Origin of the sequence: Acinetobacter sp. YH12106, assembly GCF_013418995.1 — a bacterium.
Lineage (GTDB): Bacteria > Pseudomonadota > Gammaproteobacteria > Pseudomonadales > Moraxellaceae > Acinetobacter > Acinetobacter pseudolwoffii.
In genome coordinates this window covers 296960-322896 of the sequence record NZ_VPAV01000002.1, presented here as the reverse complement: position 1 = coordinate 322896, position 25937 = coordinate 296960, and the positions used below count along the sequence as shown (strand labels likewise).

At 46.1% G+C, this 25937-nt stretch carries 20 protein-coding genes; 5 read left to right on the top strand and 15 right to left on the bottom strand.

All coding sequences use genetic code 11. The features are described 5' to 3' along the window. Positions 1 to 21 precede the first annotated feature (21 nt). Positions 22 to 1941, top strand: coding sequence for a molecular chaperone HtpG (gene htpG, locus FTU45_RS03860; protein WP_100329325.1), 1920 nt, complete (start codon positions 22 to 24; stop codon positions 1939 to 1941). Positions 1942 to 2369: 428 nt separating this feature from the next. Here the strand turns inward: htpG and FTU45_RS03855 are convergent, their stop codons facing one another. The 4 genes from FTU45_RS03855 to FTU45_RS03840 all read right to left on the bottom strand — a co-directional run bounded on the left by FTU45_RS03855 (position 2370) and on the right by FTU45_RS03840 (position 5601). Beyond that, entirely contained in the window at positions 2370 to 3491 is a 1122-nt protein-coding gene (locus tag FTU45_RS03855; RefSeq protein WP_180075957.1) for a hypothetical protein, read from the bottom strand. A 92-nt stretch (positions 3492 to 3583) separates the two neighbouring features. Then, positions 3584 to 4978 (bottom strand): hypothetical protein, encoded by a 1395-nt coding sequence (locus FTU45_RS03850; RefSeq protein WP_180000157.1) that lies wholly within the window; start codon positions 4976 to 4978, stop codon positions 3584 to 3586. Positions 4979 to 4987: 9 nt separating this feature from the next. Then, entirely contained in the window at positions 4988 to 5167 is a 180-nt protein-coding gene (locus FTU45_RS03845; RefSeq protein ID WP_180075956.1) for a hypothetical protein, read from the bottom strand. A gap of 266 nt (positions 5168 to 5433) precedes the next feature. Then, positions 5434 to 5601, bottom strand: a complete 168-nt coding sequence (locus FTU45_RS03840; RefSeq protein ID WP_171063334.1) for a hypothetical protein — start codon at positions 5599 to 5601, stop codon at positions 5434 to 5436. A 400-nt stretch (positions 5602 to 6001) separates the two neighbouring features. On the opposite strand from FTU45_RS03840, the gene FTU45_RS03835 reads away from it, so the two are divergent. Further along, positions 6002 to 6202: a dodecin family protein gene (locus tag FTU45_RS03835; protein WP_005095303.1), complete on the top strand. Its 201-nt coding sequence runs from the start codon at positions 6002 to 6004 to the stop codon at positions 6200 to 6202. Between the two features lie 109 nt (positions 6203 to 6311). Here the strand turns inward: FTU45_RS03835 and FTU45_RS03830 are convergent, their stop codons facing one another. The 4 genes from FTU45_RS03830 to ompR form a co-directional block, all read right to left on the bottom strand. After that, positions 6312 to 6962 (bottom strand): DsbA family oxidoreductase, encoded by a 651-nt coding sequence (locus FTU45_RS03830; protein ID WP_005172996.1) that lies wholly within the window; start codon positions 6960 to 6962, stop codon positions 6312 to 6314. A gap of 229 nt (positions 6963 to 7191) precedes the next feature. Continuing rightward, positions 7192 to 8709, bottom strand: a complete 1518-nt coding sequence (locus FTU45_RS03825; protein WP_159138680.1) for an acetyl-CoA hydrolase/transferase family protein — start codon at positions 8707 to 8709, stop codon at positions 7192 to 7194. A 205-nt stretch (positions 8710 to 8914) separates the two neighbouring features. Beyond that, entirely contained in the window at positions 8915 to 10375 is a 1461-nt protein-coding gene (locus tag FTU45_RS03820) for an ATP-binding protein (RefSeq protein WP_100329320.1), read from the bottom strand. 259 nt (positions 10376 to 10634) lie between these two features. Next, positions 10635 to 11399 carry a two-component system response regulator OmpR gene (gene ompR, locus FTU45_RS03815; RefSeq protein ID WP_004278590.1) on the bottom strand — a complete coding sequence of 255 codons (765 nt, stop codon included), beginning with the start codon at positions 11397 to 11399 and terminating at the stop codon, positions 10635 to 10637. A 336-nt stretch (positions 11400 to 11735) separates the two neighbouring features. Here ompR and FTU45_RS03810 point away from each other — a divergent pair, with 336 nt between their 5' ends. Beyond that, entirely contained in the window at positions 11736 to 14090 is a 2355-nt protein-coding gene (locus FTU45_RS03810) for a Tex family protein (RefSeq protein WP_180075955.1), read from the top strand. A gap of 54 nt (positions 14091 to 14144) precedes the next feature. On the opposite strand, the gene FTU45_RS03805 is transcribed toward FTU45_RS03810, so the two are convergent. From FTU45_RS03805 to FTU45_RS03780, 6 genes are all read right to left on the bottom strand, one after another. Beyond that, entirely contained in the window at positions 14145 to 14462 is a 318-nt protein-coding gene (locus FTU45_RS03805) for a hypothetical protein (RefSeq protein ID WP_074383938.1), read from the bottom strand. Positions 14463 to 14522: 60 nt separating this feature from the next. After that, complete coding sequence (locus FTU45_RS03800; RefSeq protein ID WP_180075954.1) at positions 14523 to 15602, bottom strand: patatin-like phospholipase family protein; 1080 nt, start codon at positions 15600 to 15602, stop codon at positions 14523 to 14525. A 155-nt stretch (positions 15603 to 15757) separates the two neighbouring features. Then, positions 15758 to 17377 carry an AarF/ABC1/UbiB kinase family protein gene (locus FTU45_RS03795; RefSeq protein ID WP_180075953.1) on the bottom strand — a complete coding sequence of 540 codons (1620 nt, stop codon included), beginning with the start codon at positions 17375 to 17377 and terminating at the stop codon, positions 15758 to 15760. Between the two features lie 12 nt (positions 17378 to 17389). Then, positions 17390 to 18067 carry an SCP2 domain-containing protein gene (locus FTU45_RS03790; RefSeq protein ID WP_005172978.1) on the bottom strand — a complete coding sequence of 226 codons (678 nt, stop codon included), beginning with the start codon at positions 18065 to 18067 and terminating at the stop codon, positions 17390 to 17392. A gap of 12 nt (positions 18068 to 18079) precedes the next feature. Then, positions 18080 to 19024, bottom strand: coding sequence for a bifunctional demethylmenaquinone methyltransferase/2-methoxy-6-polyprenyl-1,4-benzoquinol methylase UbiE (ubiE, locus tag FTU45_RS03785; protein ID WP_005095322.1), 945 nt, complete (start codon positions 19022 to 19024; stop codon positions 18080 to 18082). Positions 19025 to 19170: 146 nt separating this feature from the next. Further along, positions 19171 to 19875: a hypothetical protein gene (locus tag FTU45_RS03780; RefSeq protein ID WP_180075952.1), complete on the bottom strand. Its 705-nt coding sequence runs from the start codon at positions 19873 to 19875 to the stop codon at positions 19171 to 19173. A 205-nt stretch (positions 19876 to 20080) separates the two neighbouring features. Between FTU45_RS03780 and FTU45_RS03775 the strand changes: the two genes are divergently transcribed. Further along, positions 20081 to 21499, top strand: coding sequence for a phosphate--AMP phosphotransferase (locus FTU45_RS03775; protein WP_180075962.1), 1419 nt, complete (start codon positions 20081 to 20083; stop codon positions 21497 to 21499). A 53-nt stretch (positions 21500 to 21552) separates the two neighbouring features. On the opposite strand, the gene FTU45_RS03770 is transcribed toward FTU45_RS03775, so the two are convergent. Then, positions 21553 to 22053 carry a hypothetical protein gene (locus tag FTU45_RS03770; protein ID WP_005095328.1) on the bottom strand — a complete coding sequence of 167 codons (501 nt, stop codon included), beginning with the start codon at positions 22051 to 22053 and terminating at the stop codon, positions 21553 to 21555. A 175-nt stretch (positions 22054 to 22228) separates the two neighbouring features. Here FTU45_RS03770 and FTU45_RS03765 point away from each other — a divergent pair, with 175 nt between their 5' ends. Further along, positions 22229 to 25933, top strand: coding sequence for an exodeoxyribonuclease V subunit gamma (locus FTU45_RS03765; protein ID WP_180075951.1), 3705 nt, complete (start codon positions 22229 to 22231; stop codon positions 25931 to 25933). The last annotated feature ends 4 nt before the right edge of the window (positions 25934 to 25937 follow it).

The window sequence follows — 25937 nt, the reverse complement described above, 5'->3', positions numbered from 1 at the left end:
TTAAAATAAAAGGAGTGATTAATGAGCGAGTCTAACGCACAAAAACATAGTTTCCAGGCTGAAGTGGCTCAGTTACTACATCTCGTGACCCATTCGCTTTATTCAAACCCTGAAATTTTTCTGCGCGAACTGATTTCGAATGCCTCGGATGCTTGTGACAAATTGCGTTTTGAAGGGATCAATCATCCCGAATTTTATGAAAATGATCCGGATTTACGTGTTCGTGTCAGCCTTGATGCAGAGAATAAAACCATTACCATTTCAGATAACGGAATTGGTCTAAGCGAACAGGAAGCTATTGATAATTTAGGCACCATTGCCAAATCGGGCACCAAAGACTTTATGTCTAAACTGACCGGTGACCAGAAGGCCGATGCCCAGCTGATTGGCCAGTTTGGGGTCGGTTTCTATTCCGGTTTTATTGTGGCAGACAAGATCACGGTAGAATCACGTCGTGCCGGTGCAGATGCATCTGAAGGCGTACGCTGGATCAGTGGTGGTACTGGTGAATTTGAAGTTGAACAAATTCAAAAAGCAGGTCGTGGTACCGATATTATTCTGCATCTGCGTGACGATGCGCTGGACTATTTGCAAAGCCATAAAGTCAAACAGATCATCAATAAATACTCAGACCACATCAGCCTGCCAATCCAGATGCAAAAAGAAGTCTGGCAGGAAGAAGAAGCAGCTGAAGGGGAAACACCGAAAGGTGGCCAGTATGTCAAGACTGATGAGTGGGAAGCGATTAACTCGGCCAGCGCACTCTGGACACGGAGCAAGTCTGAAATTACTGAAGAACAATATGTCGAGTTCTACAAAAACTTAAGCCATGATTTCACGGCGCCATTGGCCTGGGCGCATAACCGGGTGGAAGGCAGCACTGAATATACCCAGTTATTGTATATTCCAAGCAAAGCCCCACATGACATTTTCACCCGCGAATCCAAAGCTGGTATCAAGCTGTATGTGAAACGCGTCTTTATTATGGATGATGCGGATAATCTGATTCCGAATTACCTGCGTTTTGTACAAGGCGTGGTAGACAGTGCGGATTTACCACTGAACGTCAGCCGTGAGTTGCTGCAAGAAAGCCGCGATGTGAAAACCATTCGTGACGGGAATGCCCGCCGTATCCTGACGATTCTGGATCATCTGGCCAAATCTGAAGATGAAAAAGATCAGGAAAAATTCAAGACTTTCCATCAGGAATTTGCTTCAGTCTTGAAAGAAGGCCTAGGCGAAGATTTTGCCAACCGTGAACGTATTTTGAAACTGCTGCGTTATGCAACCTCGAACAATGATGAAGTCAGCACGTCATTGGCAGACTATAAAGCACGCATGAAAGACGGTCAGAAAGCCATCTATTATGTGACTGCAGACAGCCTGAATGCTGCAAAGAATTCACCGCAGTTAGAACTGTTCAAGAAAAAAGGCATTGAAGTTCTGCTCATGACCGAACGCGTAGATGAATGGGCGATGAACTTTGTGAATGAGTTCGATGGCACGCCGTTGCAAAACGTGTCTAAGGGTGCAGTTGATTTGGGCGATCTTCAGGATGCTGAAGAGAAAAAAGCACTTGAAGAAGCCGCAGCCCAGTTTAAACCGGTGGTCGAGAAGCTGACTGATTCACTCAAAGACAAGACCAAAGAAGTGCGCGTGACTACGCGTCTGGTCGATTCACCGGCCTGTCTGGTGACTGGAGAAGGGGAACTATCTCCACAATTAATCCGTATGCTGAAAGATGCAGGTCAGCCTGTACCGGATATGAAGCCGATTCTGGAAATCAACCCGGAACATCCTTTGGTGAAAAAACTGGATGGCTCAGCGCAGTTTGACGATCTGGCCAATGTGATCTTTGATCAGGCGGTGATTGCAGAAGGTGGATTACCAGAAAATCCTGCTGAGTATGTGAAGCGTATCAATAGCTTGTTGCTTGCTTAACACATGATGCTCTAAGCTAAAAAATCCCTCTACGGAGTAATGCCAGTCAGTTAAGGAATTGACTGGCATTTTCTTTTTCAAATTCATGATTATATCTGATAGATAGAAAAGTCATCCGCAACTGTTTGAGGCATGAGGTGTATTGCACCACAAGATTTAAAAATGATTGTTTCTGCGACAAATTTACTAATCGATGGTGGCTGACGAGTTTTGCGGTGAGGAGTGTTGCTCCGCAAGATGCCTTCCTTGCGAAGCTTCGCTTCTCATTTGGGCGAAACCAAAGTAACAAATAATTTACAAGAATTTGATTTATGACATTAATACTCCGCCGTGAATGACTAAAAAATTAAAGAGTCTATTTCTAAACTCTTTAACTGGTCAGCATTACCTCTACGGAGGGATTTTTTAGCTTTGCACCGCGCTTGAGTTTAAAACAATGCCTCTAAACGCACCAAAGCACCAACATAGTGATCACGATCTTCGCGATGATCATTCAGATAGTTGAGGTCGGTCTGGACAAAAAACCATTCACGTAAAAAAGGCTGTCTCCAAGACACATATGGTCCCCAGCGATTCAGACGTAGATCTTTGTCATTTAGATAACCGCCAGTATAAATACCATAGCTAAAACGGTTGTCCTGAAAAAACTGATGTTGCCTAAAGGTATAGTTGTCCCAGGTCAGATCATCATCTTGATCATCTGCATAGGTCAGACTGAGCTGATTGGAAAAAAATGCCTGATTGGGACGGGCATGGATCAGTTCCAGATTGGTACGCAAATAGTTTTCACTTTGAATCCCGTAGCGATAAATCTGTTCGGCATGAAAAAAGTAGTCATTTTCCAGTGTCCAATCTTTACTGGCTTTGACGCGCAGGTAAATATCATCTCCGGAGCGTAAACCTAGATCCAGATCGGTTTCAAAAGGAATCCGGTCTGACCATTCCGACCAACGTAAGGCGAATGAGCTGTTATCCTGGCGTGCGCGCTTGGTATCGAGACGCTTATCTCCAGATGTTGCCGGATTTTCATTGGTAATCGCGACATTACTGTCTAATTCATTGTCCAGACTGTCATCACCGAAGACCAGACTCAGCTTTTGTTCTAAGGTGGGAAGTTTGATTCTGCCACGGATACGGGGCTTAATCTCATAGCCCTCATATTCATCCCAGCGATTATCCAAAATGACACGCAGTGTGGCGGCAGCCGGCTGATCCGGATCAGTTTCACCAAACCAGTTATCAATTTTATGCGCAGTACGATCTGCCCATTCTCGGATGCCTTTCTGTTTCTGATCGGCCCATGAATGATTTTCCGTTTCTAACGTTGGCGGGACGATGGCGGTATTCGACTGCTCTGGAAGAATGGTTGGTGTTGCATCAATCAAACGCGGAATTTGATCCAGAAGTCCTGAACGTGCCGGCTCAACACTCTCCGATTTTTTTTCTTGGTCTGAAGAAGCATCTTTTACTGAATTTGCCCAAGACATGCTACTGCTGATTCCCACGCCAAGAGAGAGCAGGAATATCTGAGTAATTCGATTTATTTGCATGAGATATTTATTACTCTTGTATTCTTTTATTCAGCTGTAGTTTTCTTAAATATAGCGATAAAAAGCAAGTTAAAGCTACAAAATAACAGCAATTATTCAATGATTTGAGTCTGAATTGCCTGATAAAGCTCCATGACCTGAATGGGTTGCGACATCATTAAAATAATCGTGTGAATTTTTTGCCAGTTTAGCTGTTGATCACGTTGCAGCAAGATAGATGGATAGGCCAGTTCATCCTCTGCGAGAGACAGGCGTTTTTCACCATGAATCATGCGTATTCGCTGATGTTCTTGCAATAAGAGTATCGGTGTAGAGAAATCCGCAAGGGCTTCCTCAAATGAGATAAATTTTTGTTTCTGAATCGAATCTGCCGGAATATAAGGATAATAATCGGGTTGTGTCCAGACTATTTCTGCTTGTTGCAAATAGGCTTTTGACAACAGATGCAATTGCGTGAAACCTGTACTTAATTGAGGCCACGACAGCGATTTAATCGCAGCAGCCTGATACTGATGCTGACTCAACCAATGCTCAATACAATAGTGCGCCTGTAATTGACTTGATGCACCCAAAAGCATCAGATATTTAATAAACTGGCCTTGCCGATTCAGCTGCTCCACCAAATAAACTTGGCGTGCCTGCCAGTGATCTTCTGCGGCATAGTACAGCACAATATCCAGATAGGCTGGATGCCCGACATCAGGTTCCAATTCTAAAGCACAAAGCCGCTGGAGATTGGTATCTTCCGGAGTCAAAGGCTGAACCTGCGCAATCACGTCTCCCAGTTGAATCTCGGTGGGAAAATCGATCACTTCTGGGACAATAATTTTTTCCTGCACAATCGCAGTTTCAGTGGGTAATGGATGATCTAGATACTCAGACGTGGCCTGTATCTGAATGTGTGGTTCATCTGAATGATTTAAGCTTAATGAGTTGATTTTTGCTTTTTGTCGGCCACGATGATATCGAGTCGTTGCCGCCGCTTTTAAGCTGGCTTCTGCTTCATTCAGGGATAAGGCCGGTACAGTCAATGGAGGAGCCGCTTGCAGACCGGTTGTCAATTGTTGCTGTGACAGCCAGATAGAACATTGTTGTAACTCATTCCATTCACTGTTTAGTGCAGGATGCTTCGGTGCCGGAATTAGCCAGACCTGCCAGCCACGCTCAGGATGATGTAGAATTGCCCAGCCTATATCTGGCTGGGTATACAGTGCCTTTTCCAGAGCTGGAATTTCAGTGAAATAACCACAAAAACTTAGATGATAGGGGGTACTGGCGGAAAATTGATAGGCAGCAAGTTCAGGCTGGGTCTGGGCTTTAAACGCTAAAATCTGATTTTTAAAAATAGGTTCATCACAAAGATTAAAGATATCACGAATTCTTTTTTTGAAACGGGCCACGTCGTACAGAGGTAGAGCCTGATGCTCCAGTTGCTGGATCAATTCATGTAATTCCTTGACTAAGTGTGCTTTTTTTAAAGCGTTCATTTTATATCTCTAGATATGTTTTAGCGCTTTATCCAAAGTTTGGGCCAGCACCATATTCAGCGCCAACTCGATTAATTTGTATTCAGCAGAATGAGGATCTGTATGGCGTTTTGCCATTTCAATCAGAAAATCAATAGAAATGGACTGAGGTGAAATTTTGCCCTGCACCAATGCCTGAAGTCTGTTCATAACAATGCTTTTGTATTATCAGTATTTTTATATTGCTACAATTATATGCGTAGATCACATGAAATAGTGATTTATTTTAACTGTTTTATATTTATAAACTAGTAAATTTAATGACAAAAAAGCGATCAATATCAATGGAAAATAACAAAATATGAAATGATCGATAATTTTTAAAATACAGATTTTCTTCAGAGAGCAGCTAAATTAAATCGATATAAAAAACAGGCTGAATCAATCAGCCTGTTTGCATAAAAACTTGTTGGGTATTAAGCAGTTTTTTCAGTTGCCGGCGTTGCAGTTTCTGTATTTACAGTTTCAGCAGGTGCTTTGCTTGCCGGAAAGTCTGGCAGATAAACCACTTGTGCCATTTGCGCTGATGCTTGAACAGAAAAAGCCATAACAGTTGCTGCGAAAGCAAATTTAAGAGCATTCATGGGACGACCTTTAATATCAGGGTGTTCAACAACTTGAACAGAGGGGAGAGTATTTAAACTTGATTCGGGTGAAATCATAGCAAATAAGGCTGAATAGAAAATGATAGATTCGGCAAAAGCAGCACCTAAAAATTAGAAAAATTATTCTACAAAACAATATATTAGTGTATTTACTCTAGTCTGGGTTTCGGCTGTTTACGGGGCTTTTATGGTTGTTAGTCACAATGGAAATTTGAATATCATGAACTGCCAAAATAAGGTCAACAGATTTTCATCTGCTCAGATGAAAGCTTTGTTCAATCCATGTAAGTTTTTGCTGTCGCTTGTTTACGCGCTGCTGCAATCCTGTGGGAATGAACTAAGATGGATTTTCATTCATGTTTACAATGAGAGTTTCATTATGGCAATTGCAAAAGTGGTGGAAGTTAATTCAAGCAGTACGAAAAGCTTTGAAGATGCGATTCAAACCGGTATTCAAAAAGTCACAGAAACCATCAAAAATGTACAAGGTGCCTGGATCAATGAACAGAAGGTGGTCATCAAAGAAAATAAAATCACGGAATATCGTGTAAATTTAAAAATTAGTTTTCTGGTCGACTAAGTCAATGAGTGTAAATGACAGGCAAAAAACATCCCCATCTGAAATGGGGATGTTTTTATAAATTTTCTGAGTTCGATTGCCTAGGCGTATTGCAACTCTCTGTTGAGTATTATTCAGCCGGATTTTCTGCTACAGTCTCCAGCGCTTTCTCAAAAACCTGCAAGAACACTTCTTTAGGCTGCGCGCCTGCCAAGGCCACACGTTGATCAAAAACAAAGAAAGGTACACCAGTCACTTTGAGCTGATCCTGTGCCACTTCCTGATCAAATTTGACAAAATCAGAAAATTCATCAGAGTCCAGTAAGTCATCGACCTCGACCGGATTCAGGCCAATACGTGCTGCGACATCTTCCAGTGTTTCACGCTCTCCAATGGCCAAGCCTTGCGTCATATAGCTATAGAAGAAAGCTTCCTGTGCATCAGTACCCAAACCTTTGCTTTGCGCCAGATGAATAATACGATGCGCATTGAAAGTATTGCCTGAGTTGGCACCTTCCCAGTTAAATTCAATGCCTTCAGCTTTGGCCATCTCGGCAATATTACGCTGCATTTCTTCGACTTCAGCTACGCTACGACCATATTTTTGTGCCAGACGCTCAGAATTGGACACTTCCTGGCGCATTGGTGCTTCAGGGTCGAGCTGGTAACTGTGCCAATGCACTTCAAGCTCAATGCCTGCTTCTTGTGCAGCTGCTTCTAAACGTTTTTTACCAATATAGCAGAAGGGGCAAACCACATCTGACCAGATATCTACGCGCATGTCATGTCTCTAATTTACTCTTGTGTTTAAGTATGAGGGTGAAGAATCAGAATTTAAAGTCCTTGAGCATCAGAAGGGGATTTCTACAGCATATTGGCAGCATGAAGATTGGACGAGAATATGAATGATAGCCTGATGATTTCGTCCAAAGAGTCTGCTTATGGCTATTCAAGAAAGATAAAAATCCCATAAAAAAACGCCCCGTAGGGCGTTTTTCGAATGCAGTCAATTATGCAGTTTTTACTGCAGCTTCAACAGCCAGCATGTGACCATTTTCTTCGAAGTTTGAATGCCAAGACAGCGCTTCACGAAGCAGATGAGGCGTATGGCCGCCTTTTGCAGAAGCACGGTCAAAGTAATCATTCAGGGCATCACGATACATTGGGTGTGCACAGTGATCAATCACTGCACGGGCACGCTCACGTGGCGCTAAACCACGAAGATCTGCCAAACCTTGTTCAGTTACTAGAATGTCTACATCGTGTTCCGCATGGTCGATATGTGAAGCAAAAGGCACTACAGAAGAGATGTCGCCACCTTTCGCAATAGATTTGGTCACGAAGATCGCCAGGTGCGCATTACGTGCGAAGTCACCTGAACCACCAATACCGTTCATCATTTTGGTACCGCAGACGTGAGTCGAGTTCACGTTACCGTAAATATCAAACTCAAGTGCCGTGTTGATACCGATAATACCTAAACGACGTACCAGTTCAGGATGGTTCGAAATTTCCTGTGGACGTAATACCAGTTTGTCTTTGTATTGTTCCAGGTTGTTAAATACTTTCTCGCCATATTTAGCAGACAGGGTAATCGAAGAACCTGAAGCAAACTTCATTTTGCCTGCATCAATCAATTCAAAGGTACAGTCTTGTAGTACTTCTGAGTACATGATCAAGTCTTCGAAGTTCGAATCTTTCAGACCGGTCAATACTGCGTTGGCAATTGAGCCAATCCCCGCCTGTAATGGACCTAAGTTTTTCGGTAGACGCTCTTCAGCCACTTCTTTTTCAAAGAAAGCGATCAAATGATTGGCGATGCTTTGCGTCTCATCATCTGGTGCAGTCACTGTAGATGGTGAGTCGTGCAAGTCATTGTTGAATACGATACCGACAATTTTAGATGGATCAATATTGATCGCATGTGTCCCGATACGCTCATCCACTTGAGTCAAAGGAATCGCTTGACGCGTTGGACGGTATGACGGGATATAGATATCGTGTAAGCCTTCAAATGCCGGGCTTAAGTTGGTATTGATTTCTACAATTACTTTTTCAGCAAAGATTGCAAAGCTTGCAGAGTTACCTACAGATGTGGTTGGAATGATGCCGCCATCTTCAGTGATTGCAACCGCTTCAATGATCGCAACATCTGGTTTTTTCAGCTGTTGGTTACGCATTTGTTCAACAGTTTCAGACAAATGCTGGTCGATGAACATCACTTCGCCGTTGTTGATCGCCTTACGTAAAGTGTTGTCGACCTGGAACGGTAAACGACGTGCCAGTACGCCAGCTTCAGTCAGTTGTTTGTCTAGATCGTTTCCTAGTGATGCACCAGTAATTAACGTGATCTTTAATGGATTTGCTTTTGCTTGTTGAACTAAAGCTAAAGGAACCGCCTTCGCTTCACCCGCGCGAGTAAAGCCACTCATACCCACAGTCATGCCATCTTTGATGAATTCAGCCGCTTGTTCTGGACTGATGACTTTGTTGTGTAGGGAGGCTAAACGGATACGATCTAAAGACATTTTAACTCTCATTAATTCTTAAACTATGAGACGGATTGTACCGCTCAAAAAATGTATTGTGCATAGGTGTTAGGCTAAGGTCTAATTTTTTAGCTAAATGTAGGTATAATAAAAAATGATGATTTTTAAGTGATTGAATTAATGAAATATAAAATGAATTGTATAGAAAAACTACAAAATCATTTGCTCACTGACTGATCGTTTCTTAAAAGCGATCAGTCAGTGTTTGGCGGATTTTATCAAGTGTGGTGGCTGGGGGAGGCGTCTCTGGGTTAAGCTGATTCAAGGGGAGTGAGATGATGGCTTCAAGTCCGCCTTCAGGGCGATTATGAATGCGTAATTGACCTTGGTGAATATCGACAATCCGTTTCACAATGGCCAGTCCCAAGCCACTGCCTTGGACGGTTCGTGCTGAATTTCCCCGTACAAAAGGCTGCATCAGCGCTTCAATCTGGTCTTCCGGAATGCCTTCGCCATGATCTGCAACACAAATTAACAGCTGGTTTTCCTCGACATGTGCAGAGATTTCAATCGGTTCTGAACCATAGCGTTTTGAGTTATTGATCAGGTTGCCAATCAGTCTTTTTAGCGACATGCTGCGCGCCTGAATCAACGGTATTTCTTGCGGACTGAAACGAATGTCGAGCGGTTTAAACTGCTTGACCAGTTCCTGAAGCAATACATTGACATTGGTGTCCTGTGGTTCTTCATCGGAACCATCGCGCATATAGGAAATGAACTGATCCAGAATCGCGTCCATATCTTCCACATCATAAATCAGACCTTCTTTGAGAAAGTCTTCATCGGGCATCATTTCGGCACTGAGACGAATCCGCGTTAAAGGCGTGCGCAAGTCATGTGAAATACCGGCCAGCATGATGCGGCGTTCCCGCTCGGTCTGGTCCAAGGTATAAATCATCTGGTTAAAGGCATGATTGACCTGACGGATTTCCAGTGGGCCATGATTGGTGTCCAGATAAGGTGCTGAACCAATGCGGCTATAACTGTTGGCGGCATTCTGCAAGCGGCGTAAAGGACGGTTGAGCTGACGCACCAAGGTCAGGATAATAATGCCGACAATAATCGGCGTGCCCAGTAACCAGCCCAGAATCAGCTCATTACTATAATTGGCATAGGTTTTTAAAGGCTCTTGCACCCAGTGACCATTCATTTCAGGGGTCTGGATCCAGATGCGCGGGCTTGGTTTAAACTGGAAATAGACCGTAGCCTCTTCAATACGTAGTTCTTTGGCCAGCTTGGTTTCGATCTGCCGGGTAAAAAATTCTGCAATCACTTTTTCCCGGACAGTGGGATACTCTGCCGGATTGGTCACATATTCAATACCAACGCGGTTTTTTAACCAGGTATCAATATCGACTTCCTGCTGTTTATGATACAGGCGCAGATCGGGATTATTGAGAATTTCCAGTTCCATGGCCAGATAGCGCGCATGTTGCTGGATTTCAGGTAAAAATAAGGTACGCCAGAAGAACCACAAAGACATGAACAGGCTGAAACAGACCACAAAGACCACCAGAACTGTGGTACGCATGGCGGCAGAACGCGGTTTGATCTTGTCCAGAAAGCGTTCCCCACGGGTGCGTTTTTTTTCTGAGTAGGTAACAAAATCGGTAAATTTTTGTGGGTCGATGGGGTCGAGTTTCACACTGCGTCCTTTTGCTCAAAAGGGGAGGCTTCCCCCGTAGTTGGATACACGTTAAGGTCATCCGCAACTGTTTGAGGCAGGACTCAAGATGGTCAATGATGTTTCTGCGAGAGAATTGCTTGAATGACGGAGGTTGTCGAGTTTTGCGGATGACAATGGTTTTGCTTACTTTTGTCGAAACAAAAGTAAGGCGAACCGCAGGTTAAACCCTATAAATGAGCTTAAACCATCAGACTCCGTCATGAATCAAGGTATTAATTTACTCCGCACCATCTGGAACAAACACATAACCCACACCCCAAACGGTCTGGATATAACGCGCACGCGCCGGATTTTCTTCAACCAGACGGCGTAAACGTGACACCTGAACATCAATCGAACGTTCCATGGCACCCCATTCACGACCACGCGCCAGATTCATCAGCTTGTCACGGGTGAGTGGTTCGCGTGGATGCTGAACCAGAGCTTTCAATACCGCAAACTCACCTGTGGTTAAAGTCACGACTTGACCTTCACGGGTCAATGTACGGGTTGATAAATCCAGTGACCAGGGGCCAAATGAGACCACTTCCATTTGCTGGCTCGGTGCGCCCGGTACTTCACGCACTTGACGACGCAATACCGCACGAATACGCGCCAGCAATTCATTCGGATTAAACGGTTTAGGCAGGTAATCGTCCGCACCGGCTTCAAGCCCTGCAATACGGTCAGAATCACTGCCGCGCGCGGTCAGCATAATAATGGGCGTATCGATATTGGATTGGCGTAAACGACGACAGATACTTAAACCGTCTTCAACCGGAAGCATAAAGTCGAGCACGATCAGAGAAAACAGTTCCCGCTGTAAAAGTCGATCCATCTGCGTGGCATCGTGTGCAGTTTTCACCACAAAGCCTTTATCTTCGAGGAAACGTTGCAATAGGGTACGCAGACGAACATCATCATCAACAACCAAGATGCGTTCGACTCGGTCTGTTTCGGTATGTACGGCATCGGCTTTTTCAGCAGGTACAACTAAACTCATGAGATGCTCCTTTATTCTTTATTGTCGTCATAAACAAAAAATGAAATATGCTTTGAGTATACGATTCATTGATATTAATTGACTATGCTCTAAAGCACCAAATATTGCAGTTAAAATCAAGACATAGATACCAAATATATACATCTAAATGGACAAAAAATATGATTTGGAGCAACATAAAAAGCAAAGTTCATGCAAACTATATTCAGAAAAGCTGAAAACTGTCGCACTTCATAATATAAAGTTGAGACAAATTAATAAAAACAATGGTGGATTTTATAGGCCCGGTCTTTATAATCATGCCATTTAGTACTTATCCTTGTGGGATCAAACACGATGACTGACTTAGTTCAGCAGTTGGCAAAAGAACTTGCCGTACGTCCAAACCAAGTTGAAGCTGCCATCAAGCTTATTGATGAAGGTGCCAGTGTTCCTTTTATTGCACGTTACCGTAAAGAAGTAACGCAAGGCTTAGACGATACGCAATTACGTCAACTCGATACGCGTCTATCATACTTGCGTGATTTGTATGAGCGCCGTGACAAGGTGATTGAATCACTCAAAGAACAAGATAAATTGTCTGATGATTTGTTGGCGCGTGTGAATGCAGCTGAAACCAAAAATGCATTAGAAGAAATTTACGCGCCGTACCGTCCAAAACGTACCAGTAAATCATTTAAGGCCAAGGAAGCCGGTTTAGGCCCAATCGCCGAGAAAATTTTTGCTGAAGCGGTAGATCCAAGCGACGCATTGGCCGGTTTTAGCCATGACGATTATCCAGATACTGAAAGCCAGCTTGATGCGATCCAGCATATCCTGATTGATGACTGGGCACAAAATATCGCGCTGACCACTGAACTGAAAGCCACTTTTGCCAAAACTGCAGTGCTGAAAAGTTTGGTTGCTTCTGAAGAAAAGAAAGAAGTCGGTAAAAAATTCCGTGATTATTTCGATTTCTCTGAAAACCTGAACAAAGTGCCTTCACATCGTTTATTGGCGATGCTGCGTGGCCGTCAAGAAAACGTCCTGGGCCTGAAAGTGGATGGCGAAGATGCTGCACCATTGGCACGCATTGAGACTGAATACAATTTAGACACGATTCAGCCGCAAGCACGTCAGGACTTCTTGAAGCAAACTGCAAAACTGTTCTGGCTTGGCAAAGTGCGTCCAAGCATTGAACATTCATTGCTGACTGAAAAACGTCTGGCTGCTGAAACAGAAGCCATGAACGTATTTGCTGAAAACTTGCGTCATTTACTGCTTTCTGCTCCTGCAGGCGCGCGCACCACTCTGGGCGTTGACCCGGGTATCCGTACCGGTGTGAAACTGGCTGTGGTGAATGCATCGGGTGATGTGCTGGCACACAGCACGATTTATCCATTTGCACCCAAAGATGATAAAGCAGGTTCATTGGCTGAACTGGCACGTTTATGCCGCGAGTTCAATGTTGACCTGATTGCAGTGGGTAATGGAACGGCAAGCCGTGAAACTGAAGCTTTAGTGGCTGAAATGATGGCGGCGAATAGCGATCTTAAACTGACCCGTGTATCTGTGTCTGAAGCAGGTGCGTCGGTGTATTCAGCATCAGAACTGGCTTCTCAAGAACTGCCAGAGCTGGATGTGTCGATTCGTGGTGCAGTGTCAATTGCACGCCGTTTACAGGATCCATTGGCTGAACTGGTAAAAATCGATCCGAAATCGATAGGTGTGGGTCAGTATCAACATGATGTGAATCAGACTGGTCTGGCGAAAACCCTTGAAGCAGTGGTAGAGGACTGTGTGAACTCGGTGGGTGTCGATGTCAACACAGCATCTGCGGCAATTCTGGGTTATATCGCAGGTCTGAATAAATCGATTGCACAGCAAATTGTGGAATTCCGTAAGGAAAATGGCCGTTTTGATAATCGCCAGTCCTTGAAGAAAGTGCCACGTTTAGGCGAGCGTACTTTTGAGCAGGCAGCAGGCTTCTTGCGTATTCAAGATGGTTCTGAGCCATTAGATGCATCTGCAGTGCATCCAGAATCTTATGCACTTGTATCTAAAATTGTTGAAGCGAAAGCGACGACAGTGAAAGATATCATTGGCAATACTGAAATCATTCGTCAGGTCAATGCTGAAGAATTTGCAGATGAGAAGTTCGGTCTGCCAACTATCAAAGATGTTTTAAGCGAACTGGAAAAACCGGGTCGTGACCCGCGTCCAGAGTTCCGTACCGCGAAGTTCCGTGATGACATTACTGAAGTTGCGCAATTGTCTGAAGGCATGCAGCTTGAAGGTGTGGTGACCAATGTCACTAACTTCGGTGCATTTGTCGATGTCGGTGTGCATCAAGACGGTTTGGTACATATTTCTGAACTTGCCAATGAATTTGTCGCGGATCCGCATAAAGTGGTGAAACCGGGTCAAATCGTGCAAGTGCGGGTCTTGAATGTGGATGCTGAACGTAATCGTGTGAACTTATCGATGCGTCCTGAAGGTTCTGAAGCGCCGGCAAAAGCACCACGTCAGCCACGTCGTGAAAACAATGAACAGCGCGGTGAGCGTAAGCCTCAAGGCAAACGTCCACAGCAAGCGCGTCCGCAAGGTGAGCGTCCTCAGGGCAAGAAACCGCAAGCGGCTAAACCCCAAGAGCAAAAAATTGGTGGTTTGGGTGCATTGCTACTTCAAGCAGGCATTAAAGGTTCAAAGTAATCTTTAATTGCTAAAAGAAAACCTCCCATCGGGAGGTTTTTTTATATCTGATTTTTATGAATTGATCATCGGTACAATCCAGCTGGTAATAATCAGCAAAATACCCAGATGCCCCATTTTTCGTGTCACATAAACCAGTTTCGACGGTGGCTGTTCCAGTCGTTTGGCATATTCTTCCATGCTAATGCCTGCTTTGGTTTTACTGCTAAATAAAAACACGCCCAAGTCAATACAGATCAGAATCGTACCAATATCAGCGACCAGCTCCATCAGGACAAAATCTTGGTTATACAGCGACATGCTCACGCTATAAGTCAGATAGACGGCAAAGGCCAGACACAGGTATTGCAGGACCACTAAAAACTTCTGCATAAATCTCAACAGTTCACAAAATGAAGGCAATTATACAAATAATCGGGCACTCTCGGTCAATTACAAGCCTTTCATGACCTCAGCAAAATTTTGCTTCTCGACCAGTTCCAAAAATTCATCGCCTAAACGCTGACTTTCAGCAATACAGGCTTTCCAGAATTTGATCCGCTCCGCCTGATCTAAGCCCTTCAAGGTGAAATCCTTACGGTCAGGTAAACGGCCTAAAGGCAGACTTTGCAAATAGTCCTGCGATGGTGAAAGCAGCAAGGTGCGGGATTGATTCTCCGGATTGGCAGTACGTTTAAATAACTTGTCAAACCAGCCCGGAGTAATGCTGTCAGTAAAATGCGGATACAGCACAATGCCTTTGCTCTGGAAGGGCAGGTCAATATGATAGTCAATCAGACCGCCATCCCGATAATAACCCTGCGGTGCATCCGGAATGTTGCGCATTGCCGCCATGACCCCCGGAATAGACGCCGATGCCATTAGCCAGGACAACACACTTTGCTTGGTCAGGGCGTGATAATGCGTGGTAAAACCGTCTTCGGCAATTTTAAACTGCTCACCACTGACAGGCTGACTAATCACACGCTGCATAAAATGACGGCTGTGTTTGCGCGCAACAGCAGTGGTGCCAATAATACCTGCAACTGAAGCCAGTAAAGGCAGTGCCTTGTCACTCTGGAAAATGTGCTGGGCTTTAATTGAAATCACAGCGAGATGATAATCCGGATGATTGACCAGATCATTTTCCTTGCCTTGTACCAGATCGAGTAGCATGCCACGGCAAACCTCACTGACCTCCTGGCGGGTCATTTTCTTGTGAAAGAAGAGATTGGTATAGAGTTCTGCCAGACGCTCAGTACCTGTTTTGGCCCCCCAGGCAGTGACACTGGCAAAGCGCCAGCTACCGATGGATGAGCCTACCAGCGTACGCCGTTGTGGCGCACGGGAGAAAAACTCGCCAAAAATCGCCTGATCCAGACCCTGAATGCCGATGCCTTTTGGGCCACCCGCAGCACCGGGGACAATATCGACCTGTTCGGGTTGCAGACCTTCTTTCAGAATCAGCTCACGTGCCAGATGACCGGCACGAATGGTCAGCGCAGGCGCACGTTTTTGTAAAATCTGTAGCATGGTCTAACCCAGAGCAGCCAAATGTGTGCTTATTTTAAGCGATGCGGGTTTAGACCCAATGGCGAGAATGACCCAAAGGTGACTTTGCAGTCACCCTGATCTTTCAGAGATAAAAAAAGCCTGAACTTGCTCAGGCCTTGATTGACTCAACTTGCTTATTTTGCGATGCGCCATACAGCCAGCACGCTGGCCAGCACAATCAGAATTACCGACACAAACCACGGCGAGATAATTGCAATCGACAGCAGAATGGCCATGATGCTGCCAAATATCCAGCTACGTTTTTGCTGATGCTCCATTTGCAGGCGCATGCTTTGCAGTTCATTGAGCTGTTTGGCATGCCAGGCTGACTGGTTTTTCAGACCGTTCAGGCTATCAATCATCAAGGTTGGTAGATCCTGTGCCCCTAATAGCAAATCCGGAATTTTTTGTCCCAGTTCTTTCAGGTTTTTCTGCGGATTCATTTGTGCCTTGATCCAGTCCGTCAGGATCGGTTTGGCCAGACTCCAGATATCCAGTTCCGGATACAGGTCGGTTCCCAAGCCTTCGACATGGACTAATGTTTTTAGTAACAACATTAATTGAGGTGGAATTTCCAGATGGAAACGACGGGCAATGTCCATCACTTCAATCAGAATACCGGCGAAATCCAGTTCATGCATTGGTTTAGAGACCATCGGCCCGACACTGCGGCGCATTTCACGAGCCAAAGCATCCTGATCGGTACCCGGTGGAATCCAGCCAGCTTGATGCACCACCTGAATCAGTTGCATGAAGTCGCTGTTCATGACAGCCAGCAGCATGCGTGCTACGGTCATCTGGTCATGCTTAGACAGCTCGCCCATAATCGCGCAGTCCAGCGCAATAAAACGCGGATTACTCGGATTGATGGTTTCGACAAAAACATTGCCCGGATGCATGTCGGCATGGAAAAAGTTATCGCGAAAGACCTGGGTAAAGAAAATAGTCAGGCCTTTACGTGCCAGATCAGCACGATCCATGCCGAGTTGGTCAAAGGTCGCGATATCTGAAATTGGCACTCCGGTAATGCGCTCGGCCACCAGCACATCTTTGCTGTCCATATACACTTCCGGCACGTACATCATGCTAGAGCCGGTAAAGTGATGGCGCATACGGCGGGTATTGTCCGCTTCCAGGGTCAGGTCCAGTTCATTCAAAATGATCTGACGATAATCCTGAATAATTTCAGACAAATGTAAAGCACGTGCAGCTTCGAGACGTTTTTCCAAAAAGTCCCCCAGCCATTGCAGAATTTCAAAATCCTGCAAAATCTGCTGGCGAATATTCGGACGGGTCACCTTGACCACCACTTCACGACCATCGTGCAGGGCTGCGGTATGCACCTGTGCAATCGAGGCTGCTGCGAGTGGTTGCACATCAAAACGGGCAAACAGGGTATTTACATCGGCTTTCAGCGATTCCTGAATGCGCATCCGCGCCACGTCATTGTCAAAGGGCTTGACCTGATCTTGCAGCAAAACCAGTTGCTGTAACAGTTCAGGTGCAATCAGGTCGCGACGAGTGGAGAGCAGCTGGCCCATTTTGATGGCCAGCGGTCCCATTTCCTCTAGCGCCAGTTTCAGCTTGAGTGGATTCTTACGTTCACGACTGGACCAGGCGGCCGGATGCATACGGATCAAAGACAGAATATGCCGGGCCTTTTCTGGTAATTCTTCCGCAGGAAACAACGTATCGAGTCGATAGTGCGCGGCGATGCGCCAAAGTTCGAGTAAACGTGAAACATGCGGAATCATAAAGCGGCGTACCTAGTCTTGAGTGGAATTGTTTGAGGTATCGATCTGGGCCTGAAGCTGCTGGATTTTCGCTTCAACCCGATCTAAATTTTGATTCAGGATACGGGTGTCCTGATTCAGGTCATCCATTTGCCAGCGTGGGGCAAACAGACCACTGTCTTCTTTTAAGGCATCTTCGGCAAAGAATAGCTGACTTTGCAGGGTACGTTTCAGCTGTTTAGGTAATAGCTGTAATTTACCAATTTCATGTGCCAGTGCCGGGCCAATCCAGGGACTTAAGTGCGCCGCCAGATCCAGCTCTGCCTGTTGCATGATGCGCTGGATTTCCTGCAATAACTTGTAGTCACCTTGCAGTGGAATATTGCCGACTTCATCGGACAGCAGCAGCTTGAGTAATTCCACCACATTGCTGACCTGTAAGGTTGCAGTCGCTTCGGTGACTGTAGATGAGCCAGCATCAAATGGACGCTGTTCAAAGATTGAAGATGCTTCACTATGACCAGTCGCGGTCGGCTCCAGACGAAGCTTGTCTTTATCAAAAAACACATCGACCGAAAGCTGCGGCGAAGCAATCACCACCCGCAGCATTTTACCAGACAAAGCATTTAGCTGGATGCGGGTAATCGCATCCAGATCAATCACATGGTGAATCACGCGTTCAACAGCACCGAGTGCCAGAATTGACCACATAGGGAGTGAACCTTAAAGTTTAAAACCGCGGTGAACTGCAACAATCCCGCCAGTCAGGTTGTGATAGTCACAATTCTGGAAGCCGGCATTTTCCATCATGCCTTTTAAGGTGCGCTGGTCTGGATGCATACGAATCGATTCAGCCAGATATTTATAGCTTTCAGAATCATTGGCAATGATTTTACCCATGATTGGCAAGGCTGTGAATGAGTACAGATCGTAAAGCTTAGAGAATGGCTCAAACACCGGTTTAGAGAATTCCAGCACCAGTAAACGACCACCTGGCTTGAGTACGCGATACATCGATGCAAGTGCGGCATCTTTATCAGTCACGTTACGCAGACCGAAAGAAATCGTCAAAAGATCAAAACTGTTGTCTGCAAATGGTTCTAAGGTTTCAGCATTGGCCAGTACGAAATCGACATTGGTACAGCCGGCATCGATCAGACGGTCACGACCGACATTCAGCATCGATTCGTTAATATCAGACAGCACCACATGACCGGTCGGGCCCACTTCACGGCTAAACACTTTGGCCAGGTCACCGGTACCGCCGGCAATATCCAGCACCTGCTGGCCACGGCGTACACCGGACATATTGATTGCAAAACGTTTCCACAGACGGTGAATCCCGAAAGACATCAGGTCATTCATGATGTCGTATTTGCTGGCCACCGAATGGAACACTTCAGCCACTTTCTGGGCCTTTTCTTCGCTGTTTACGGTTTGATAACCAAAATGTGTGGTTGAACCCACGTTGCCGGTATTGGCACCGCGTGGCAGGTTATATTTCGGCACCGAGCCTGTGACTGGCGTATCAGTCAGGCGTTGTTCGAGGGATTGTTGCTGACCTTGCGGCGTACCTTGTGGAAGAGGTTCAGTTAAGAATGGGCTCACTTTGTCTGTCTGTTGTGCCGACTCAGGGGTAGGGGTAGGCGTTGTATTTTCATTCGACATTGGAGTCACTCCTAACATATCAATCGGGTTAATCTTGCATTGTCTGCATCATGACAGATTCTAAAGGCTTATTCAGCAATCATGATGCAATTGTTATGAATAATATACAGAAAAATGTGCGCTTGGCAGAAATACTGCACTACTATTTATTGAAATGGCAACGCATCGCCAGAGTGCACTTTATCAATAATCTGGCGTTCGGTTGCGGTAAATTCACGGACAAATTTTTCTGCCGATTTCAGCGGCTTCATGGCCAGGAAACCATCCTGCATAAACGCATACATCACCTGAAAGTTATATTTATTGGCCGCGCCTTTACACATCTTGAAGGCCGCATAGACCACAAAGGAGCGCATGTATTTATCCAGACTCATACCGAGCTGATCCAGCAAGGCCAGTTGTTTTAACCGTGCCTGACCCTGATCCAGTTTGAGATAGGTCAGGCGCATCATCTCATCGGTCAGTGTTTCATGCGGATGATAATCCTGTAATAACTGAATCGCGACCTGCTCATCCAGCTGTACCGCCAGAATCGCCAGTTCTACACCCAATGTCCCGGTTTTGATGGCATTTTCAGGAATCACTTTTTCTGCTTTATGGGCATATTTCATCAGCCGGGCAATCTGTGCTGCCAGTGCATCAAATTCGGCACCACCATAGAGACGGTTCAGGAAATATTCGGCCATCAACTGATTGGGTTTTTCCGCAAAATGCGCGCGATGAGTTTGCTGCATGCGAACTTTCTGCCAGGCCTGTACATCCTGTAAACGGCTCAGAATATCCGGTTGGGTATGATAGCTCAGCTGATAATAATGCGCTAACAGATCATCGAGAACGGCAAGTTTGGACATGAGATTTCAATTATAGTTTGAGAATGCAAGAATCTTAGAGGCTGGCGCACAATCCTGCTATGACAAATTGAACAGAGATCGGGCATTTGTCTGTCAATGTGTTGTTTAAATAGCCAATTTAATCGTGTGAAAAACGTTGCCAGAGCTATTTTTGCGCCAAAACTCATCGTTATACTGCAAACAGAATAAAACATCAGGGTTGAAGATACGCATGGAACAACCACAATTTCAGTTAATGGATGAAGATCAGTTATCGGTCGAGCTGATTGATGCTCAATATGATTTAAAAAAAACACGTGGTCAGAAAAATGCCAAAAGCCTGTTGATTCTGGTCAACGGGATTGAGCTGGCCGGTAAGGGTGAAGCGGTCAAGCAGCTGCGTGAATGGGTCGATCCGCGCTATTTGCGCGTGAAAGCGGATGCACCGCAAGTGGCCGGGCCTAAACAGACTTTGTGGCAGCCTTATGCGCGGTTTATTCCGGCCGAAGGACAGATCATGGTCTTGTTTGGCAACTGGTACAGCGACCTGCTGAGCAGCGCCATGCAAGCTTCAAATCCGATCACTAATACACAGTTCAATCATTATCTGCAAGAGATGCAGGCCTTTGAACAGGACCTGAAAAATAATCATGTCGATGTGGTCAAGGTCTGGTTTGACCTGTCCTGGAAAGCCCTGCAAAAACGGCTGGATGCCATGGATCCGAGTGAAGCGCACTGGCATCAGCTGCATGGTCTGGACTGGCGCAACAGAAAACAGTACGACACCTTGCAGCGCTTGCGTCAGCATTTTACCGAAGACTGGTTCATTATTGAGGGTGAGGATGAGCAGCAGCGTGACCAGCAATTTGCCCAGCATATTCTGGGTGCTCTCAAGCATTGCCCCAATCATCCGGCCAGAGCCAGTGGACGATGGAAACAGGCCAAGATTCCCGAACTGTTAAAACATCCTGCCGAAACTCGAGCCAAGGCAGAGGATTACAAGCCGGAGCTGAAAAAATTAACAGCTAAGGTGGCCAAGGCGATGCGGTCCGATCCGCGGAATGTGGTGATTCTGTTTGAGGGCATGGATGCGGCTGGAAAGGGCGGTGCGATCAAGCGCATTGTGAAAAAACTGGATCCGCGTGAATATGAAATTCATACCATTGCCGCACCAGAAAAATATGAGCTGAGCCGTCCCTATTTATGGCGCTTCTGGACCAAACTGCAAAGCGATGATGATATCTGTATTTTTGATCGTTCCTGGTATGGGCGGGTACTGGTAGAGCGGATAGAAGGTTTTGCCAGTGCCGCAGAATGGCAACGTGCGTATGCGGAAATTAACCGTTTTGAGCAAAGTCTGGTCAAGCATCAAACCGTGGTGATCAAGCTGTGGCTGGCCATTTCCAAAGATGAACAGGCTGCACGTTTCAAGGCACGCGAAGATACACCGCATAAGCGTTTTAAAATTACTGAAGATGACTGGCGTAACCGGGAACGTTGGGATGATTATCTGAAAGCAGCAGCCGACATGTTTGAACGTAGCTCGACCGATTATGCACCTTGGCATATCATTGCGACCGATGATAAAAATACCGCACGGGTCGAGGTGTTAAAGGCCATTTTAAAACAGCTTCAGGCAGAATAATCTGCCTGAAGTAGCACGGGCTCAGCTGTTTAAAATATTGAGCTCAAATGTGCTTAACCTTGAGCGACCTGTTTTTGCTGGATATTTTTAGCCGCACGGTAGCATTCCTCGACATGGGCTTCGGCAATTTTTTTCATGACAAAATAGCCCAGACTGGCGGCAATCAATTGACCACCCAGGGGAATGAATTTTGTCACTTGCTTTGTGATCACTTTCGCTGCAACATTGTTCAAAGATTTTTTGACAGCAGTTCGCGCGACCACCAGACCAGAAAATTCTACGCCGCGTTTACGCAGCTCATTCCAGTGCACCTGACGGGTTTTGGGATCATAGACACTGATCTGATCAGGCGCCAGTCCGAAGCGGGCATTGATCTCGGGAATCAATTGCGACAAGATGCCGATGTCAATGACGACATCCATAAACGGCACTGGAATAATGGCGGCACCCGCAGAATAGTAGGCACGTTTTTTGGTGAGTTCCAGGCACTCGGCACGAATTTGTTCCAAATCTAAGCTTGGATCGATACGTTCAGGAATTTTATCTAATTTCATGGGCACTACCTAAGCTCTATGTTATTTTTTTCTATGAAAGCATCATTAAGATGCTTTTTTCAAAGAAATTTTTCGACTGAAGTGTGATTTTAAAGTGTCATACAGCGCTCGAGATGTATAGTAACTAATCTTTATCATTTTGTAGTAAAACTAGTTCAGCAGTTCAGGGGAAACGATGGCAATCCATGTTATTCAGAGTCAACGCATTGATGTGCTTTTGGATAGTATGCTGCGTATTGTCAATCAAACTGCCCGGCATCCGTTTGAAGTGTTACAGCCCCGGCATTTTATTGTGCCGTCTCCGGCCGTAGAAAGCTGGTTGACTCAAAAAATTGCCGAGAAGAAAGGCATCAGTGCCAATAGCCAGTTCCATCACCGGATTCGTGCCTTTCAGTGGACGTCTTATCAGTGGGTGCTGAATGCGCCTAAAGAAGTCGAACAGGTTCGAGAAGCCAATATTCCGCGTATTATCATCAAATGGCGCGTGTTTCAGGCACTGCGCAAATGTATTCTGCCAGAACAGATTCCCTTAGACGTCGATCATCCGCTGTATTCAATTGTAAAGCGGATTTACGACAGTGCCGACCGGCTGGAGCAGGGCACGGAAAAACAGCTGAAAAAACAGAGCATGCTGTACTGGGTGGCCGAGCAGGTATCGCGCCTGTTCAGCCATTATATGGATTATCGCGGTTATTGTGCACGTAACTGTCCACCGCAAAGCTGCAGCTGCCCGACCAACTGGCTAGAGGCCTGGGGACAGGATATTGTGCTGGATATCGAGCAGATGATCTATAGTCCCAAAGATGAAAATGGCCATGAAATACAGGTGGCCGATTTCGTCAAAATTCAGGCGCGTGAACTGGAAGCCTGGCAACGCTGGTTGTGGCAGCATGTATTTCAGGAGGATTATGCCAAAATTCTGGAAATTGAGCGCCTGTATTGGGAACGGCTGGAGAATCCGGAAACCCGAAGCGAAGCCCTGAAACGCTTGCCGGCCCAGATAGTGGTGTTTAGCCTGCTGGAACTGCCACCGAGCCAGCTGGATTTTTTACGCCGTCTAGGGCAATACATAGATATTTATATCTTTCACTTTAACCCCTCGCAGGAATACTGGGCCGACAGTGTCGATCCGGACTGGAAAGCCAAATTTGATCTGCAACGGGAAGAGCGCTTTATTCAGCGCTTTGAAAAAACTCGCCAACGTAAACCGAATGATGCTGAACTGAAAGAATTTCGAATCAATCAGCTCAATTTTAATGCCGAAGATCGTGAATCGCGGCATCCGCTGTTGACCCGCTTTGGCAAGCAGGCGCGGGATCATTTCTCTTTACTCTCCAAACTGTCTTCTGGAGAAGAAGGTCTCTGGGCCGATGTTTTTGTCGATGACTATCAGGACAAGCTGCTGGCAAAAATCCAGTCAGATATTTTATATTTACTCGAACCTGAACAGCATCAATATGCTTTAAATCCGGCCGATGATTCGGTGCAGATTCATGTCTGTCATTCCTCGTTGCGTCAGCTGGAAGTACTCAAAGAACAGGTTATTCACTGGCTGGCACAAGGTACGGAACAGCAGCCACGGCAACCGAGCGACATTCTGGTGCTGAGTCCGAATCTGAAAGAACTGGAACCGGCGATTCGCAGTGTCTTTGCCCCGCCGCCACGTGAGCGTGAGATCGGCAGCCAACGGTTGCAAAAAGATAACCTGTATTTACCGATCCAAATTGCCGGGGTGTCGCGTCTGGATGTTAGCAATGCCTGGCGCGCGGTACTGGGCCGGATCCAGTGGGTACGTCGCCGTTTCAGTATTGAGGACTTTGCCGACTGGCTCAGCCTGAATGCCACCCAGCAACGTTATGCTCTGGACTATAGTCAGGTAGAACGGATGTTGCAGTTGCTGACGGAGGCTGGCTTCAAGCGCGGTCTGGATCAACAGCATTTACAGCAAAGCCTGAGCGCAGGCGATGATGATTACCGTTTTAGTTTTAAATTCGCGCTAGACCGTCTGGCTTTGGGCCTGGCCATTCCTGAACATACAATGTTTGAGGATACCTTGAGTTATGCCAAGGTTTTGAGCAGTGATTTTCCACTGATTTCGACCCTGATCCAGATTTATCAGGATCTGGTGCAGCGCCGTGACTGGCTGACTTTGCATGAGACCGGACAGCGCACACCGGTGAAAACCTGGCTGGAATATCTGCGCGCCGATCTGAATGAATTTCGTGATGCCGGGGTGGAATCGCTCAAAACTGTGGCCGAGATTATCGACAAGCAGATGCGGATGCTGACCCTGGCCGATTATCATGAGCAGGATGATTCACATGCCAGTCAGGAGCTGGTGGCACTGAGTTTGCCTTTGCCTTATGTGCTGGAAGAAATTCAGAATACGCTAGAAATGCAGCTGGATCAGGCCGAACCAACCGGACAGATCACTTTTAGCCAGATTGGCCAGATCCGGCCACTCCCTTATCAGCTGGTGGTGATGCTGAATCTGGATAGCGGTAAGTTTCCGAGCCGGAATCAGCAGGTGCCGTTTGATCTGATGCGCAGCCTGAAGCCGCAACTCGGCGATCGTTCGCGTCTGGATGATGAGCAGGGTGCTTTTCTGGATGCCTTACTATTGGCGCAGGATAATTTATGGCTGTTTTATAATGGCTTTGATCTGGACGATGGCGAGGCCCGAGATCCATCCACTGCCTTGCAGGAACTGATTCAGCATATCGCATTCATCTGTCAGTCGGAACAGCCGGATGCCGAAGTCGATCCTGTGGTGGAAATCAATGGTCTGTCAGTCGCCCAACATATCCAGCAGCTTTATCATGTACATCCCTTGCAGCCTTTTGATCCAGCCGGATTTGCAGATGCGCAAACACCGCGTTATCGGGATCAGTGGTTTGCGGTGGCAGAATATATCCGAAGTGCCGAAGGCAAGCGCAGCAGCTGGATCAATGCGCATTATCCGGCAGTTGAACAAAAAGAACTGCGGGTGCTGAAAGGCGATGAGTGGATTCGGGATATGATTTTCCCGGCACGTTTATTTCTGAAAAGTGTCGGAATTTCCACAATTCGCTATGCAGATTTGCCGAGTTCCCGTGAGCCCTTGTTATTAAACAAGCTGGAACAATATCAGGTGCGGGATTTTCTATTACAACAAGATCAGCAGATTGAGCCGAGCTTGATGCTAGACCGTTTGCCAGTAGGCAAAACCCAGCAAGCCACCTGGCTCAGCAGTCAGCAGGAACAGCAGTTGTTGCAAGAACGTTTGCTACAGCTCGGCAAAGAACTGACGCCGGTGACCCAGCAATCCCTGCAATTTAGTCCTGAACTGATCATTCATATCAGCGTACCACAAGCCTCGCACAGCAGTTACTGGTTAAGTCTGCAATCTTCTTCGGCCTCGGAAAAACGCCGTGCCCAGATCTGGCTGGAATATCTGTTATGGCTGGCTTACTTAAATGATGATGCACGCTCACCAGAACTGGAACGTATTGTGATTTTCAGTAATAAGACCCTGAAATTTTCCGGCTTGAGTTCAACTAAAGCGCGAGAATATTTACAGTTCTGGTTCAAAGCCTGGGAAATTGGTCAACAGCAGCCGCTGGTGTTGCCAGCGGAATTGTTGATGAAAAAAGAGTGGCAGTGGGCCGAAAATGAACAGGGCAAAATGACCATTGTGGAAATGCCGGAACTGCTAAAAGCCTGGAATAATAGCTATGAAAGTGCCAAGCCTTTGGCTTCGGATGAATCCAGCCTGTTGCATCAGGACTGGCAGTTTATTTTGCAGGATCAGGACCCGGATCTGGCCTTGCAGCGCTGCTGTCATGATTTCGCCCATGCTCTGTATGCGCCGATTCACCAACATCTGGAATGGGTGAAATAGCAAT